This is a genomic window from Sabulicella glaciei, from assembly GCF_026183895.1.
Taxonomy (GTDB): Bacteria; Pseudomonadota; Alphaproteobacteria; order Acetobacterales; family Acetobacteraceae; genus Roseococcus; species Roseococcus glaciei.
This window is the reverse complement of record NZ_JAPFQI010000016.1, coordinates 1-16,669: the sequence shown is the minus strand read 5'-3', so window position 1 is coordinate 16,669 and position 16,669 is coordinate 1. Positions and strand designations below refer to the sequence as shown.

9 protein-coding genes and 1 pseudogene are annotated in these 16,669 nt (G+C 66.7%); 6 read left to right on the top strand and 4 right to left on the bottom strand.

The genetic code is table 11. From position 1 onward, the window contains the following. Position 1: 1 nt before the first annotated feature. Entirely contained in the window at positions 2 to 8,128 is an 8,127-nt protein-coding gene (locus OF850_RS17120; RefSeq protein ID WP_301591547.1) for an OmpA family protein, read from the bottom strand. Between the two features lie 629 nt (positions 8,129 to 8,757). Between OF850_RS17120 and OF850_RS17115 the strand changes: the two are divergent. Next, positions 8,758 to 8,895 (top strand): annotated as a pseudogene (locus OF850_RS17115) (IS5/IS1182 family transposase); the annotation flags it as partial. A 32-nt stretch (positions 8,896 to 8,927) separates the two neighbouring features. Then, positions 8,928 to 9,236 carry a hypothetical protein gene (locus OF850_RS17110; protein WP_301591628.1) on the top strand — a complete coding sequence of 103 codons (309 nt, stop codon included), beginning with the start codon at positions 8,928 to 8,930 and terminating at the stop codon, positions 9,234 to 9,236. Positions 9,237 to 9,321: 85 nt separating this feature from the next. On the opposite strand, the gene OF850_RS17105 is transcribed toward OF850_RS17110, so the two are convergent. Further along, positions 9,322 to 10,080 carry a PRC-barrel domain-containing protein gene (locus tag OF850_RS17105; protein ID WP_301591545.1) on the bottom strand — a complete coding sequence of 253 codons (759 nt, stop codon included), beginning with the start codon at positions 10,078 to 10,080 and terminating at the stop codon, positions 9,322 to 9,324. A gap of 503 nt (positions 10,081 to 10,583) precedes the next feature. Here OF850_RS17105 and OF850_RS17100 point away from each other — a divergent pair. From OF850_RS17100 to OF850_RS17085, 4 genes are all read left to right on the top strand, one after another. Beyond that, complete coding sequence (locus OF850_RS17100) at positions 10,584 to 10,805, top strand: hypothetical protein (protein ID WP_301591544.1); 222 nt, start codon at positions 10,584 to 10,586, stop codon at positions 10,803 to 10,805. A 107-nt stretch (positions 10,806 to 10,912) separates the two neighbouring features. After that, the gene (locus OF850_RS17095) at positions 10,913 to 12,238 is read left to right on the top strand and encodes an HlyD family efflux transporter periplasmic adaptor subunit (RefSeq protein ID WP_301591542.1); all 1,326 of its coding nucleotides are present in this window, start codon (positions 10,913 to 10,915) and stop codon (positions 12,236 to 12,238) included. Continuing rightward, on the top strand, positions 12,235 to 14,328 hold the full coding sequence (locus OF850_RS17090; RefSeq protein WP_301591541.1) for a peptidase domain-containing ABC transporter: 2,094 nt from the start codon (positions 12,235 to 12,237) through the stop codon (positions 14,326 to 14,328). The genes OF850_RS17095 and OF850_RS17090 overlap by 4 nt, the downstream gene beginning before the upstream one ends. A 252-nt stretch (positions 14,329 to 14,580) precedes the next feature. After that, a complete protein-coding gene (locus OF850_RS17085; RefSeq protein ID WP_301591539.1) occupies positions 14,581 to 15,168 on the top strand; it encodes a transposase in 588 nt (195 codons plus the stop codon). A gap of 181 nt (positions 15,169 to 15,349) precedes the next feature. Here OF850_RS17085 and OF850_RS17080 read toward each other — a convergent pair whose 3' ends face one another. Continuing rightward, positions 15,350 to 16,264, bottom strand: a complete 915-nt coding sequence (locus OF850_RS17080; RefSeq protein WP_301591537.1) for a cation:proton antiporter — start codon at positions 16,262 to 16,264, stop codon at positions 15,350 to 15,352. Beyond that, complete coding sequence (locus OF850_RS17075; RefSeq protein WP_301591536.1) at positions 16,265 to 16,603, bottom strand: cation:proton antiporter; 339 nt, start codon at positions 16,601 to 16,603, stop codon at positions 16,265 to 16,267. Between the last annotated feature and the right edge of the window lie 66 nt (positions 16,604 to 16,669).

Below are 16,669 nucleotides of genomic sequence, written 5' to 3'. Positions count from 1 at the left end.
ATCAGAACCCTTCCGTGTCGAGCATGAGCGGACGTGCGCGCAACGTGCGCTTGCCGATCAGCATGCCACCCGGCGCAACGCGCAGCCGGAAGGCGAGTTCGCCTTCGGCGGCGGGGGCAACCGGGCTGGCGGTGACGAACAACACCCGCGTCCAGTTGAGCGTGGCACGGACCGGCAGGAACGCCGTGCCGTCGACCAGCAGCCGGTCAGGCTCGCACCGCACCGAGTCGACGGCCGCGCTGCTGACCAGCACCGCGGCCTCACGGCGCATCGGTTCGGGCGAGTCAGCCAGGAAGCCGACGATCCGGTAGCCGGTGCCCACCCGCCGCCAGAGCGCGATCGTCCGCGGCCGATCTCCCGGAAGCGGCAGCGTGTCGGCGCCGATCGCTGCCAGCGCGTTTGCCATGTCGCGGTCCGAAACCGATAGCGGGCCGGTCGGCAACGTCATCGCGTCGCCGAGCAGCAGCTCCTCGGGCGGAATCGGCGCGGCGCCGCTCGTCGCGAACCCCATTGCCTCGAGCAGCTCGGCCGGCGTCGCGTAGCGCGAGGTCTTGAAGCGGGTCGCGTTGACGACGACGGGATCCCGCGCGGCCGGTGGCGCACCCTTGCGTACCGCGAGCAGGTTGAAATCGTACATCGCGTTCGGCGCCAGCTTCCACCGGCCGCCGATCGACCGGCCACCGACCGCCGGGTCGTCCGGCAGGCACGGCGCGTCGAGAATGGCCTGGTTGATCCGCTGCTCGGCGACCGAGATCACCGACTGAACGCCCTTCGCCCTGATGATTTCGATGAGTAACGGGAAGACCACCAAGTCCATCGACGCTTGGTCCGGCTGCGGCGGCGGATCGGTGCGTTTCACCTCGAGCACCAGCTCGCGCTCGTAGCGATCCGCCAGCGCCTCGACGTGCCCGGCGTTGAAGTGCACCCAGAGCGGATCGTTGGTGAAGACGACGTCGCGGCCGTCGGCCGGTTCAGTGCGGCCGAGGTAGCGAACGATGTCGCGCGGATCGAACTTGAATTCGTTCAGCCCGTCCTGCGTGCCGGTCGGGGCCAGCTCCTCAGCCGCCACGCGGAAGCGGAACGTCTCGGACGCGCCGGGCTGCCACTTGGCGGGATCGGGCGCGCCGGGGCTGTCCGTCCCGGCCGGGTTCGAAGTCCAGGCCTGCCAGCTCCAGAGGACCTCGATGCGATAGGTCTCACCCGGTTCGAGCAGCACTTCGCGAGAGGGAACGGCGGGATCGGCGCTCGATGCGCCGCCGACCGTCGCGCCAAGATCGGCCCGCGCCGCGGCATCTTGCGCCTGTGCAACGTCCGCAACTGTGTCCACGCCGCACACTGATAGCAGCGTGACGCTGAGGCCGGCCGGAGCGACGATGTCGAAACCCGGTGCATCCACCAGCGTCGCCGGCTGATCGAAGCGCATCAGGCGGCAGGGGCGACCTTCCTGCGATACGACGGCCCCCACGACCGTTCCCGGCCAGCGCTCGACCTGCGCGCCGAGTCGCGTCGTCACCATGGGCAGCCCGCCGGTCGTTGCCGCGCGCGCGAGCATGCCGGTCTGCGGCGCCTCGCTGCACACCCGCGTCACCGCGGCGCGGCCGCGCGCGCTCACCTCAACCCGGACGATGCCTGCGGCGGCGACGACAAGGCGCACCAGCGAGTTGCCCGCGCCGCCGCCCGTCGCCGTCGCGAGCTTCGTGCCCGCTGCGTCGAAGGCAGCCGCCTGGACGCGGGCATCGCCGAGCGCGAGCACGAACAGCGTCAGCGACGCGCGCGGCGTGCCGGTGGCGATCACCAAGCCCTTGGGAGGCACGATCAGTTCGACGGAACCATCGCGCCCGGCTCCGACCGGCTCGGTTTCGCGCCCGATATCGGCGAGGATCAGTGTCTCGGCATCACTGCGCGGCGTGAACGTCAGTCCATTCCGTTCGAGCGTCTTCAGCCCGCGCTGCGCCTTGTCGCCGAAGGTCACGCATTGGTCGGCCAGCGCGGTGCGGCGTCGGCAGACGCGGAACAGCACTGCCTCGTTGCTGCCGCCGGAGACGATTACCCGCACGATCCCGGGACCCTGCAGATGCAGCGCGACCGGATCGTGCGCATCGGCGCGCGTCTGGTCGATCACGTTACCGCGCGTGTCGAACGCGGTCGCGACGATTCCGCCGCCGCCGCTCCAGACGCCGAGGTCTATCGCGTCCCACGCCTCCGCCAGGCGCATCTCGAGCCCCTTGTCAGGGAAGCGCAGCTCTGCCGTGTGATCCTGTCCGCGCGTGGCAGGGGATGGCCGCGCGTCGACCCAGTCGGCGAGGTTGAAGCCGATCGTCGGGTCGAGCACGGTGAAGGTGACGCCGCCATGGCTGAAGCTGCCTTGCGCGACCGCGCGCAACGGCACCTTGCCGAAGTCGAAGCAGGTGTGGTCGCCGCCGGCCTCGGGGGTGCAGATCTCGGTTAGGAAGAGCATCCCGCCCTTCACGCGAATCGCGATCTCGGCGAGGTCGGCCGACGCATCGATGCGAACCGTCCTGGCGCCCTGTTCGTCCGGTTCGAACTTGATCACGTCGCCGTTGCCGGCCGCGTCCTGCCAGTTGATCGCGGCCGACAGCGGGCCGCCGCGAAAGAAATGCAGCTCAATCGCGCGGACGGGCGTGGTCGGCCGGATGACGAGGCCGGGCTCGGCGATCAGCACGTCGGGCTGCTGGTCGGTACCGAGCATCCCGCCGCTATGCGTCAGGTCGACGCGATCGGTGATCGTGAACGGTCGCTCCGCACGCATGGCCTCGAGCTTGAAACGCGGCACCTCAAGCGCGGAGAATTGCTTGCCCAGCGGCAGCCCTGTGAAGCGGTAGCAGTCGCGCGGCGGCTCCGTCGCGCGACCGCCACGCGCGTCGCAGATCAGGAGCAGCAGCGACCCGCGCCGGATCGTGCGGTCGAACTCGGCAAGCCACGGCAAGGTGGTGACCGAAACCTGCCCCGGCGTCGCCAGCTGCGCCGCAGGGAGGCGATAGCCTTGCTGGAGCGACCCCTGCGGGCCGGCGACCGGCTGCGACAGCGTGATCACGCCGCCCGGGAGCGGCAGCGCGCCCGCCGACGCGACGAGCCCGGTCAGCGCCGGTCCTTCGAGGACCGTGCCGCCGATGCGCAGGCCGGGCCGGCCGATCAGCGTGAACCAGCTCGGATAGGGCGCGGACGGTGGTGTCTCGTGGAACAGGCCGATCCGGTCGGGTCCGAAGCCGCGCGCGTCGCGCCCGAACAGGCAGGACCGCGTGGGCGTCGGCAGGGGCTGGCAGAGATTGCCGACCGTATCAGCCGGATCGCCTGGCGCGGATTCGCCGCCGTCGGACATCGGCAGCGCCCACCCCCAGGGCTGCCAATCGAGCAGCTTGAGGCTGAGCGTCTCCGCGCCCGACGGAACCACCGGACCCCCGCTGCCGGGCTGCCGCGCCGGCGAGGTCTGCCAGCCGGCCTTGAGCGGCTGCGCGCCGGTGACCGGCGCGCCGTCGGAGTCGCGCACCAGCCGGACACCATCCAGCCGATAGGCGTATTTCAGGCGGTTGGAGCCGAACCAGACCTGCCCCGAATACTGCGCCGCCCGCTCAAACTGCCGCGTGCCGGCCTCGGCATCGATGATGTAGTGGCGGAAGTTGACCAGCGGCGCGGTGTCGGCCCACACGGTATGGTTGCCGCTGGGCGCCACGCCACGGTTCTCGACCTTGTCGCCAATCTGCACGAAATCGAAGATTGGCAGCGCTTGGATCGTGCCCGTGCCGTCGCGCAGCGCCTCGCCCATCACCCGGCCGCCGCGGTCGGTCAGGAAGATGCTCGCGACTGGCGCAAGCGGCGGCGGCGGCGGGCCTGTCATGTCGCTGCCGATCCGGAACGAAACGCAGCCCTTCAGCGAGAAGAAGAACAGGTCGACCTCGCCGCAGAACTCGCCGTCCATCCAGATCCGGCTGTCCTGGTAGGTGAGCAGGATCTCGCCACGCGCCGAGATCGAGATGACGACGAGATCAAGCTCGCCCTTCACGAAGATCCCGGCCTTGATCAGCAGCGGGTCGGTGCCCATCCCGGCGAGCAGCTTGATCGAGGCGGACAGGCGGATCGGGCCCGCCTTCCACTCCAGTCCGGCGCCGGCCCCGAAGCCGACCGAGAAGCCCTGGAACGAGAAGCGCGGGTCGCCGCCCAAATTGGGCAGGCCATCCTGCTCGATCATCAGGTACGACCAGGCCTTCAGGTTCAGCGTCGAAGGCAGCAACGTCAGCGTGACTGGCTCGCCAGCGCGGCCCGACTGCCCGTCCGACCCGATGCGGACATAGGTGCCGACGCCCGAATAGGGGAAGTAAGCCGCGAACGGGACGGTGACCTGCAGAACCTTCGGGATCTCGTACCGTGCCTGCGCGGCGAGCGCGACCGCCTCGTCGTTGATGACGATCAGTCCCGTGATCGACGCGCTCTGCCCGTCCTTCTTCTCCTTGGGCGTCTTGTCCGGGACAGAGAGCAGCGAGATCTCGACCGCGAAGATGACCTCGGGATCCGGGAAGGCGACGACGATCATCCCGGTAGCCGACAGCGAGAAGCTCGCATCGGGCAGCGTGCCGACCACGGCGCCGATGCCGAGCGCGTGCTGGTTCTTGAGCGGCTTGTACTTGTCTTCGGGGTTCTTGCGCCACCAGCCGATCTCACGGGCAACGATGTCGGTCGAAGCGATCACGTCGCGCGTGCCGTTGATTACAGTCTGCCCGATGAAGCCGTGCAGCGCGGCGCCCGACGGCCCAAGCGGGATGCCAACGGGGAACTGCACCTTCGCGTAGAGGTTCACGAAGGTGAACGGCTCCGGCGTCGTCATCTGCGCCATCGCGAAGGCGGCGGAGGCCTTGAGCTTGAGCGGAATGACCTCGAGGTCGATGCCCGCCTTGATCACGCCGCCCGGATCCTCGATCCGCAGCCGCCCCTCGCCTTTCACGGTCGCCGGAACGTCGATCTTCGCGACCAATCCGCGCAGCGAGAAGGCGGGAATCGGGCTCGATCCGTCGAAGGTGACGCGGATGACCGCCTCGCTGACCTCGACCACGCCGATAGACAGCGCGAAGGCGAAGCGCGTCTCGATCCAGATCGAGCCCTGGCCGAGTGCCGTCTCGACCGCGCGGAGCAGCTGGCCAAGCACGCCGTCGATCTGCCAGCGCCCGGGATCCTCGATGCTGAGCGCATCGGTCGGGTATGCGAGAGCGATCTTGTCCCAGAAGTTGGACTTGGACTGGTCGAAAACGATCCCGACGTCCTTGTAGCGGAACTTCGCCGGCTGGTCGGGATGCGTGCGAAGGCCAAGCCGGCCCGTATTGACGTGAAGCGTGGTCGTATAGTCGCTTGTCAGGCTGATCTTATAGTCATCACCGACATCGTCGACGTTCTTGATCTGGGCCGTTGCCTCGAGCTTCTTGATCGCGGCCTTGGACGCGGTGCCGAGCAGCGGCCCACCGCCGAGATCGACCTGTGCGAAGGCGACGCCCGCCGCCAGCGCGGCCACCCGCGCGCCGGTTTCCACCGCATCGGTCGTCGAATTGACGCCGGACAACAGCACCGGGCCAAGCGCCAGGGCGGCGACAAGATTCTGTTGGTCGATGCGGACCAACCCGTCGGGATCGCCGTCCGAGCGGATGCCGAGCTGCGCACGCGTGAAGCCGCTCGCGTCGTCGTGGCGCCAGTTGCCGTAGACGGTCAACACCTCAAGCGTGACGGGTTTTCCGCCCAGCGACGGCAGCGGCTGGTCCGCGGGCGACCACGCATACTCGAACTCGGCCTTGGAGGGTATCAGGTCCTTCCATCCCTCCCCTGTCGGCTTGTCCCAGGCGGCCAGCAGCTTCACGCGATAATCAAGTTCCGGTGTCGTCACCGTCGCTGGCACCGGATCAGCCGTCTCGCCGGGCATCAGCATGCGACGCAGGTCGGGCGCGCGGCCCGGATCGAGCTCGCGGCGGACGGCGCCTGCGGCAGGTGTTCCGCCGACGGCGTAGATGTCGGCGCGTCGGAACGGCTCGCGCCGCGGCTCGGTCGGGGCGGCCGCGCCGCTGATCCAGTCACTGCGATCGGTGAGCGGATTACCGCCGGCGTCGGTCGCGAGGACGAGACGCTGCGCCGCTTTCTCCTCGTCGTCGAGCGGGCTGGTCGCGACGCTGCCAGGCTGCCCGTCCTGTTCACCCCAGGCGGTGATCCTCGACGGATCGATCGCGACGAGGTTGCTGCCCGCCGGCGCGGTCGTCAGGAAGCGGACCACGGTATCGCGGCGGGTACGGGCGAGCGTCGCGTTCAGGCTGTCGCTGCCGACATCGTCGCAGCGCCCGACGACGAGGAACTCGGCGCCCGGATAATTGGCCGCCCATTGCAGCAGTTGGCGCTGCAAGCCCGCCTCGTCGCCGCCCTGGCCGATGCCCGCTGGCCGGTCCGCGCCCCAACGTAAGGCGCGCCCGGTCGCGAACTCGAACAGGATCTCGACATGGCGGTCGTGCTCGACGGTCGGCGGCACCCCGACCGATGGGATCGTGACCAGCGCCAGTCCGCCCGACGGCACCATCACCTTCTCGGGCCGCGAGGTGTCGATCTCGGCATCGTCCAGGATTGCGGTGAAGCGCGCCCGCGCATGATAGTCGGGCAGGTCGTACGTTCCCTCGACACCGGCCGGCGTGATCGGGCTCGTCGGGGAAGGCGCTGCCACCACGCCGTCCTCGCTGCCGACAAGCAAGGTCACGCCCTCGACGACCTGCAGGCGTATCCGCGCGATCCGGGAATGGCCGCTCGCGTCGGTCTCGCGCAGCACCAAATATTTGTCGCCGGACAGCTCGCCGGTCGGGATCGTCACCGACGTGCCGGTCTGCTCGGCGCCGTCGGGCTCGACCTTCCAGCGAAACGTGCCGGCGACTGGGGCGGTGGAGCGGGCGCGGAACGACAGTCCCGCGATCTCGGCCTGCGGACCAGCGATGTGGACCGCGTTCACGACCGAGGTACCGGCCGTGATGATGTCGATCTCGGGCACTTCGCCCGCGGCGATGAAGCGGAACACGATCTCGGGATGGCGAACCATGGGCCGACCCGGGATGCGTTCTTCTGGAACGACGCGGAGCACCTGGCCATGGCGCACCTGACCGGTCGCGGCATCGCCGTTGCTCTCGCTTCCGTCGGGCCAGCGCCAGGTGGCGCTCCAGTCCGTGACGGCGCCGCCTTCGGGCGGCTGCGAGGCGACGAAGCTCGCGGTCATCGCGACGTCGTCGTTTTGGCCGCCGGTGATCGCGACCAGGCGGGCGTTGCCGCTCCCGGTCGCGCCCGTCTGCGGGTGGCCGGCCTGCGTAAATACGAAGGTCGACGGATCGAGCGGCGCGCGCCCCCATTGGATCTCGAACTCGCCCTGCACGCCGCGCGGGCTGCCGATCAGCAGGTTGCGCACGCCGCCGGAGAAGCCGCCCCGGCCTATCGCGTTCGGCGGTGCGTAGAAGGTCGCCTCGGACACGGCGAACCCAATCCACTCGTTCGTCTGCCCCTGACCGATCACGAAGCTGGGCGAGAAGGTCGCGGAGGCGTCGAACAGCACCTCCGCCAGCGTCATGCCGAACTGGGAAGTGCCGAAAAAGAAGTGCTTGGGTGTGCAGCGTAGTTCGACCACCGCACCGGTGTCGGCGAGCGGATCCGCAGCAGACAGGTTCTCGACGAACAGCAGGATCACCGGTGCGTCGGCCGAGGCCTTGGCAAATCGGATCGTCGCGTCGCCCGAGATCACCACTGCGGTGTCGGTCGCGCGGCGGATCAGCCGCCGCGGGGTCGTTCCGCTTTCCTTGACGAAGTCGGCGCCGTACAGGTCGCGCAGCTTGAGGCTCAGCCCGTTCGAGACGATGTCGAGGTGCCAATGCCCATCTGGGCTATCGAACTCGGCAAGGCGAAACGGAACACCCGCGGTGATCCCCAGCAGTTCCAGCTCGCCGAAGCCGAGGTCGATCGGGTCGGTTCGGACGGATTTGAGCGTGCCACTATGCTGGACTCCGCCAGCAAAGGGCGTCGAGGTGACGCCATCCGTCGTGAAGCGGTCCGCAATGTCCCGAAAAAGGGACCCGAAGGGGCCACTGAACAGGTCGGCCAGCGGCGTCGACATCGGCACATCCTCCCTACTCTCCCGAGAGAACTGGAGACAATGCGACCGCTGGTGATTCTTTTGCCCAGTGTCGCGTGACCTGCTCCGCGATGGTAGTCCGGTGGAGTGTTAGTCCGGAAAATTCATGAGGGTTGGCGGACATGGCGCAGCCCGTTGGACGGTCGCAGGATTCGGCTGCGAGGCCAGAATCTCGCCGCTTCCGGGCGTCTCCCGAGCCACGACTGCACCCAATCCGTCACAAGATGTTTGCTCACGCCAATAGGAGAAGCACAGCCCTCGCATGAACAAGCTCCCTCCCCGCTTCTCCGCAACGTTGCATTCCTCGGCATGAAAAAGCAAATCATTTGAGCCGCCTGCGAGATGATCATGAGGCGTCGGAGATCCATGGATCTCAAGAGATTTGCATTTTCTGTTCTTTGGCTATTTCGCGATCATCAAATCATCCTTGTGATGTGATCGCATAAAGGGAAGCAATAGACGACGTGGCGGCATCGGAATGAGAAATTCGCCAGAGCCTCGGTGGCCTGGTGTGAGAGCTCGCTTCGGAACGACTTCGCAATGATTGCGGGAGGGGTGAGCGGCGGGTCTCGTGCGTTCGAGGGATGTCTGTGTGTCCTTCGAGGTCGCCCATGTGGACCCTCGCCTCCCGGGCGCAGCTTGCGCGCTCAAGCCAGCCCTATGCAACATGCCTGACCGATGCCGAATGGTCGCCGGCGGCGCCGTTCCTGCCCCCGCCCGCCCTTTGCGGACGACCACGGCGCTGGCCAAGCTCGAGACAGAACTCCGGGAGGCTGGTCAGGTGGCCAAGGCCCCTGCCCTGCATCCCCGGTTGCCGGATCTTTATCATCAGCGCGTGGCGTCGCTTCGCGAGGCGATGGCTCGCGAGGGCGGCGTGGAAGTCTGTGAGGCGCTGTGGGCTCTGGTCGAGCGCGTGGAGGTGCATCGCGACCACATCGAGCTCCAGGGGACCCTTTCGGCGAAGCTTGGTATGGGGCTTAGAAACGCCGAAAGCCCGTCTGCGGATTCAGACGGGCTTTCTTTGTTCACCGGTTCGGTAAAGGTGGATGCGGGGACACGCAAACATCTTGATTTGCTCTTGGTAGCTTAAGCCAGACACTTCCCAAGCGGGGCATTACGCTACGGGTCAAGCAGGGAGGGGTGGTTTTCCCCCCTCCCGCTCTAATGCTCTCCTATCAACGCGTCGGCGCGTTGGCCGGGGCAGACTGCCCGGGCGTCGTGCTGGTGCCGGCGGGAACGCCCGGCCGCGGCGCTGTGCCGTCCGTCGTGGTGCCAGTGACGGAGTCACGCCTTGTCGTGCGATCGGAGTTGGCCCGATTCCGGTTCCGCCCGAACTCGTCAAGATTGAAGACCGGCATTGCACGGAGTGTCTCCTGCGTGGCGTTCGGCAGGACCCAGCGGTTGCGCTCGGCGTTGTGCTGCAGCTGGCTGAAGGGCACGGCGACGTGCCGCTCACCCATGCCAAGGAAGCCGCCGACCGAAAGCACCACGACGAGGCCTCCCGTCCCGCCTTGCGGGATGATGACGTCCTCGACCTCGCCGATCTCACGGTCGTTGGCGCCATAGATATCCGCATCGATCAGCCGTTGGGCGCTCAGTGCACCACGCAGGCTTGCGGCATCAACGGTCATCGGGGAGGTCGAGGTCGTCGCGGGCATGGTCGTTGCGCCTGTCGCCGCGCCCGATGGGTTTGCGCCCGTGGTGTTGGTGCCGAGGGGGCTGTCAACGGCGCGGCCCACGGCCGTGCCGGGCGGGTTGCCGGGCGTACCGTCCGGACGGGGCACCTCACCCTGCGCGCGATCCACGGCGCGTCCAGTCGCGGTCGAAGGTGGGTTGCCAGGCGTGCCGTCGGGCCGAGTCTGTGCATATGCAAGGGGTGTGCTTGCCAAAATGGCAGCGGTGGCGAGCAGCGACAGTGAATGGTGGATGGTCATGGGGCATTTTCCTCCTTGCTTTCTGAGGTCCACGCCATTGCGTGGCGCCGCAGGCTGCAAGAACCGGTAACCGGCGAGGTGGGTTTCCAGGGATGCGATTTCAGATCTGCTCGCCTGTGACGGCCTTCAGGCCGTGGTTAGGAGGATAGTCCGGGCACCATAGACGATAACGTACGGCACGTCGCGGAGCCTATGGTCCACCTCCTTCAAGTTCCGCGACCCGCAACGCGGCTGGCCATTCTTCACATTGAAGACCACCAGGGTGCCCTTCCAAGGTTCAGTATTCCCTGACAACATTCGAGGCCATTCTGGAAATATACCTTCTGAGAATTATTCATTGCCCAAAGAAAGCCACAATCCATTCGGGCCATCCAACAGTATCCTCCCATAATAATAAATACAATACGAAGATTTGTCGCTGATTTTTTCGGAAACTCGATAGAATGGCATGTGTTTTGACTCGGCCGGCACCACTGTCGGCAAATAACGAGGGAGACTATCACATGTCTGAGGACCGTCTTGCTGCTCCGATGGAGCTGACCGCTGCCGAACTCGATGCCGTGGCTGGCGGGCTGATCAATGTCGTCGCGGTCGATGTCGTCGACATTGAAAACAACAACGTGGCGGTTGCCATCCCTGTAAACGCTGCGGTGGCCATCGGCGTCCTTGGTGGCGCAGTGGCCGGTGCAGCACAGGGTAGGCCGGGCCGTATCGTCCAGGCCTGAGCCTCGACCATCACATGGCCTCCGCCGCCAGCCCGGGATAGTCATCCAGGCTGCGCGGCGGAGGCGCCTGTTTCGCAATGATTGACCACTCGCCTCCCGAGCCAAGCATGCGGATCGGCCGTGATGTTGCAATCTCTCGAGCGCGGATGAACCAGCCAGTCGACCCTCCAGCACCTCAGCGTGCGCTGTTCCGCTCGGAAGCGCTGGCGTTTCAACGCGACCGTCGGCAATGGGGCGAGGTCGCGCTTCTCCAGCCAGTTTCGACCAGCATCCTGGTCTGGGGGGCCCTCGCGGCCCTTGTCCTGATCATCGCATTTCTGTTCATCGCGCCTTATGCGCGCAAGGAAACCGTGGCCGGCTACCTTGCTCCGACAACCGGCACCGCCCGCATCCATGCCCTGCAGTCCGGCATCGTCAGCGCGGTCCATGTGGAAGAAGGTCAACTTGTTCGCGAGGGCCAGCCACTTCTCAGCGTGACGACACCGCAAGTTTCGGCCGACGGCCGGGACGTAAACGCAGCCGTGCTCGACGCACTCAACCGGCAGCGCGATGTGCTGGCGCGCCAGATCGCGGCCGAGGGCGAGCGCGACCTGTCCGAGCGCGCTCGCCTTACCGCCCTCATCCGCGGATCGGAGACAGAAACGACCCACATCGAGGGCCAGGTTACTACCCAGCGTGAGCGCATCCGCCTGGCCGAGGAATTTGTTGCCGCGGCCACGCGGCTGAATCCCCGCGGCTACGTCTCGGATCTCGACCTCCGGCGTCGTGAGGAGAATCTGTTTGAGCAGCGACAGAACCTCGATGCGCTCCGCCTGCAGCTGGCCGCGCGGCGGAACCAGATCACCGAGCAGCGCTTCACGCTGGAGCAGCTCCCCATCGCCGTGGCTGACCGCATCCGCATCCTGGAGGGAGAGCTCTCAGCCACGGATCAGCGCATCGCCGAGATCGGGGGACGCCGGGCGTATGAAATCCGCGCGCCCATCGCCGGACGTGTCTCGACCTTGCAGGCAACGGTCGGGAGGCCCGCCGACCCCCGTCAGCTCCAGCTCACCATCGTGCCTGAAGGCAGCCTCCTGCAGGCCGAACTCTTCGTGCCGACCCGCGCCGCCGGCTTCGTCCGTCAGGGACAGCGCGTTCGCATCCTCTACGACGCCTTCCCCTACCAGAACTTCGGCACCTATGGTGGGCGGGTGATCAGGATCTCGCACACGGTGCTCACCTCCGCCGACATCACGGTCCCGGTCCAGCTCGACGAGCCCGTTTACCGAGTCACCGTTGAGCTCGAGCGGCCGGACGTGGACGCCTATGGCAACCGCATCCCGCTGCAGCCCGACATGCTCCTGCGAGCCGACATCATCCTCGACAGCCGCACGCTTGTGAGCTGGCTCGTGAATCCACTCCTCGGCGCCGGGGCGCGGGCGCTGCAGCCGTGATCGAGAGCCGGCTGGACTTCCGTGGCCGCGCTCGGCTGCCCGTGATCCGGCAGACGGAGGCCGCGGAGTGCGGCCTCGCCTGCCTGGCGATGGTCGCCTCCTATCACGGGCACAAGATCGACCTGAACACGCTGCGCCGCCGCCACCCCGCCTCGCTGAAGGGCGTGACGCTGCGGGGCATGGTCCAGGTCGCAAGCCAGATGAACCTCGCCTGCCGAGCGCTCCGCTTCGAGCTTGACCACCTCGGCCAGCTGCGCCTGCCAGCGATCCTCCACTGGGATCTCAGCCACTTCGTCGTCCTGAAGTCGGTCACGGCCAAGGGGATCGTGGTGCACGACCCGGCCCTTGGCGAGCGAAGCTACTCGCTGTCGGAAGCCTCGCGCCATGTCACAGGCGTCGCGCTGGAGCTTTCGCCCAGCGAGGACTTCGCGCGAAAGGACGAGAGGTCGCAGCTTCCCTTCTCGGCCTTCTGGTCGGGCACGCGCGGGCTCACGCACCCGCTGGTGCAGATCTTCGTCCTGTCCGCGGTGCTGGAAATCCTGGTGATTGCCGGGCCGCTCTACATGCAGATCACCGTGGACGAGGTGATCGCACGTGGTGACGCGGACCTGCTGCTCGTGCTGGCGCTCGGCTTCGGGCTGCTCATGCTTCTCACGGTCGCCACGACGGCGCTGCGGGGTCAGGTGGTCCTCATCGTGCAGAACCTGCTGCACTTCCGCATGGGCGCGCGACTGTTCCACCACCTCCTCCGGCTTCCGCTCGCCTGGTTCGAGAAGCGTCACGTGGGCGACGTGATGTCCCGCTTTGGCTCCATCGAGCCCGTGCGGAACCTGCTGGCCGAAGGGTTGATCATCGCGATGGTGGACGGGATCATGGCGCTGGCGACGCTGGTCATGATCTTCCTCTACAGCCCTGCCCTGGCAGGCGTCGTGGTAGTGGCGCTGCTGCTCTACGCGGCGCTCCGGCTCGCCCTTTTCCCGATCCTGCGCCAGCGCAGCGAAGCCCTGATCCAGAGCCGCGCGCAGGAGAGTTCGACGTTCATCGAAACCGCGAGGGCCGTGCAGAGCCTGAAGCTGTTCAACCGCGAGAGCGAGCGCGAGGGCCAGTGGCTCAACCGCCATGCGGAGGTGGTGAACGCGAATGTGCGTCTCGGCCGGGCCAGCATCACCTTCAGGACCCTCAACGACCTGATCTTCGGCGTGGAGAATATCTTGGTCATCTATCTGGCCGCGCGGCTGGCGCTCAACAACGCCCTCACCGTGGGCATGATCTTCGCGTTCATGAGCTACAAGCGTCACTTTATCGAGAAGGCGGTCCTGCTCGTCGAGAAGGGGATCGAGTTCCGGCTCCTGGGATTGCACCTGGAACGAATCTCGGACATCGCGCTCGCGGAGCCCGAGCCTGGCCACGACGCCCCGCTCGACGCCTCCCGCCCGATCCGGGGTGGGATCGAGCTCAGGAACGTGTCGTTCCGCTACGCCGAGACCGAGCGCTTCGTCCTGGAGAATGTTAGCCTGACTATCGCGGCAGGGCAGTTCGTGACCATCACAGGGCCGTCCGGAGGCGGGAAGACCACGCTGATGAAGATCATGCTCGGCCTGCTCGAGCCCACGAGCGGGGAGGTGCTGATCGACGGCGTGCCGCTTCCGGTCATCGGAGCGCGCGCGTACCGCGAGAAGGTGGGCGCGGTCATGCAGGAGGATCAGCTCCTGTCCGGATCCATTGCCGACAACATCTGCTTCTTCGAAGCCGGCTTCGACCAGGAATGGATAACCGAATGCGCGCGAATGGCCGAGATCCACGACGAGATCATGGCCATGCCCATGGCCTACAACAGCCTGATCGGCGACATGGGCAGCTCCCTTTCCGGAGGCCAGAAGCAGCGCGTGCTGCTGGCGCGGGCACTCTACCGGCGACCGAGGGTGCTTTTTCTTGATGAAGGCACTGCCCATCTCGACCTGGAGCGCGAGCGGCGGATCAACGTGGCGCTCCGGAGGCTCGACATCACCCGGATCAGCATTGCCCACCGGCCCGAGATGGCTGAGGGGACCGACCTGATTGAGCTAGCGTCTCGCGCTCCCGGCACTTGAAGGCTGATCGCGGGCCATGGGTCGACTTCTCTTACGCCGGGAACCAACCGGAAACCCGCATGCCAGTCAGAGGAGCCACGCGCCTCGGTCCCTGCCACGACCATGGAAATCATTTCGGAACCGGGCCCGGAGCGCCTTGCTGAGTGAGGGTTTGTGCCAGGGCAAACTCAGGCCCCTGACCTCGGAGACTGGTCCGGCCGGAGCGAAATTTTCGTGCGCACATTGAACCCCTGAAGAGGCGGAAAAGGTGCCATGAAGAAGAAGCGTTACACGGTAGAAGCAGGTCGCCTCGCCCGGCCTCACGCAGAAAGCGGCACAACCATCTCCGAGATCTGCCGCAAGCTCGGAGTCTCGGAGCCGACGCCCTGCCGATGGAAGAAGCAGTTTTCCGGCATGGGTCTGTGGGACTTCAATGCCGCGTCAAGCCACCCGAAGGCGCCGCAGAACATCCTGGACGTGATGTCCTGCAAAGGACTTGCCGAGCAACGGCCAATCCGGGAAATGCAAACGCATGGCATCGATCCGCTCGCCTGTCGTAAGCACGGTCAGCACCTTCCGCTGAGCGAGTTCGGCCAGCAGCTCCTCATGGCCGCGCTCGTGGGCGATGTCGGCATCGACCAGCGCCGCCGTCGGGTGGTCCTGCTTAAGCGCCATCAGCGCGTCTGGGGCATGAATAAAGGGGCCAAGGACCTGGGCGCCCTGTCCAAGAAGCCGCGCCGCAACAAAAACCCCAACGACAGGAACTCCTTCCAAAATAAGGATGCGAGATTGTGTAGCTTCGACCTGCCCGCTCTCAACGTCAAAGCTGCGCCACTGAGGAATTTGATGTGCATCCATTGACCGCGTGCCCTGCACCTTGACGAAAACAACTCCGTCACCATGCGCCAGGATGCAGACCCCGACTGGATTTGGCGAGTACTTGCATAAGTTCTCGCCCGGAAACCTCCGGGTGGGCGGTAGAAATTCCGTTCCTGATCATGGGATTTCGGGATCGGGCTGTCTGTCGAGACAGGAGGTGTGGTCAGTCGGACTCCAGCGGCAGGGTGCCTTGGGCTTGGCGCCGTCTATCGAGCCAGCGCATGGCGGGTGTCACGGTCGCACCGTGGAGCAGGATTGAGACCAGCACGGTGAAGCCGATCACCGCCCATAGCTCCTCCGCTGCCTCGAAGCGCTCCTCGTTCAAGGCATAAGCGAGGTAGTAGAAGCTGCCGATCCCGCGGATGCCGAAGAAGGCCACGGCTGCGCGCTCGCCCAGGGGTTGCGGCGCGCCTGCCAGGGAGGCCATCCCCGCCGCCGGCCGCACCACGAAAAGAATGACGACCACCGCTGCCACGCCTTCCCAGGTCAACGCCTCCAGCAGCCCGCCCGCCAGCGCGCCGCCAAAAAGCACAAGAAGGACCATCAGCAGCAGCCTCTCGGTCTGGTCGACGAAGTCGTGCAGCCGCTCGTGGTACTCGTGCTCGCGCTCGGCCGCGCGCACCGCCAGCGCCGCGACGAAGACGGCAAGAAAGCCATAGCCGTGCGCAAGCTCGGTCAGGCTGTAGGCGAGAAACGTGATGCCGAGCGCAACGAAGCCCTCCCCGGTGCGCGACAGCCCGGCGCGGTTCGGCACGCGGAAGACCAGCCAGCCGAGCGCCCACCCAACTCCCAGCCCCACGGCCAGGCCGGCGCCGAGCTTCCAGGCCACGTCGTCGGCTGCCCAGTCGAGCAGCCAGGGTCCGGGCAGGCTCCCGTGCGCGGCAGCGGCCACCGCGAGGTTCACGAAGGGAAAGGAAAGGCCGTCATTCAGCCCCGCCTCGGCGGTGAGGGTGAAACGCACCTCGTCCTCCTCGCCCGAGCGTGGCGGGCCCACCTGCACGTCGCCGGCGAGCACCGGATCGGTCGAGGCCAGCGCGGCGCCCAGCAGCAGCGCAGTGGCCAGGCCAAAGCCAAGCATCTAGTGGCCAACCAGCGCGATGCCGAGGATGGAGAGCGGCATGGCGATGGCGAGCAGGCGCCAGGTCATCGCCCAGGTGCGCCACCCGAAGGGTCGGTCGAGCTTGAGGCCGGCACCGGTCAAGGCGATGATGACGACGATCTCGGTGAGCCGCTCGGTGATCTCCGGGTGATCCTGCGGGTGCGGGGTGTTGCCGCTCGACAGGCCGAAGGCGACGAAGCCAAAGGCGACGCAGAACATGGGCAGGGACAGCGGCAGTTCCCGCAGCACCATGGGCAGCCAGGCCATCAGCAGGATCAGCACGCCCACGCCTGCCAGCAAGAGGATGTAGGGGTCCATCAGGACTTTCAGCCAGTGTGAATGTCCCGGGCAGAACGCGCCTGGAACGGTCGCGTATCCGCGCCG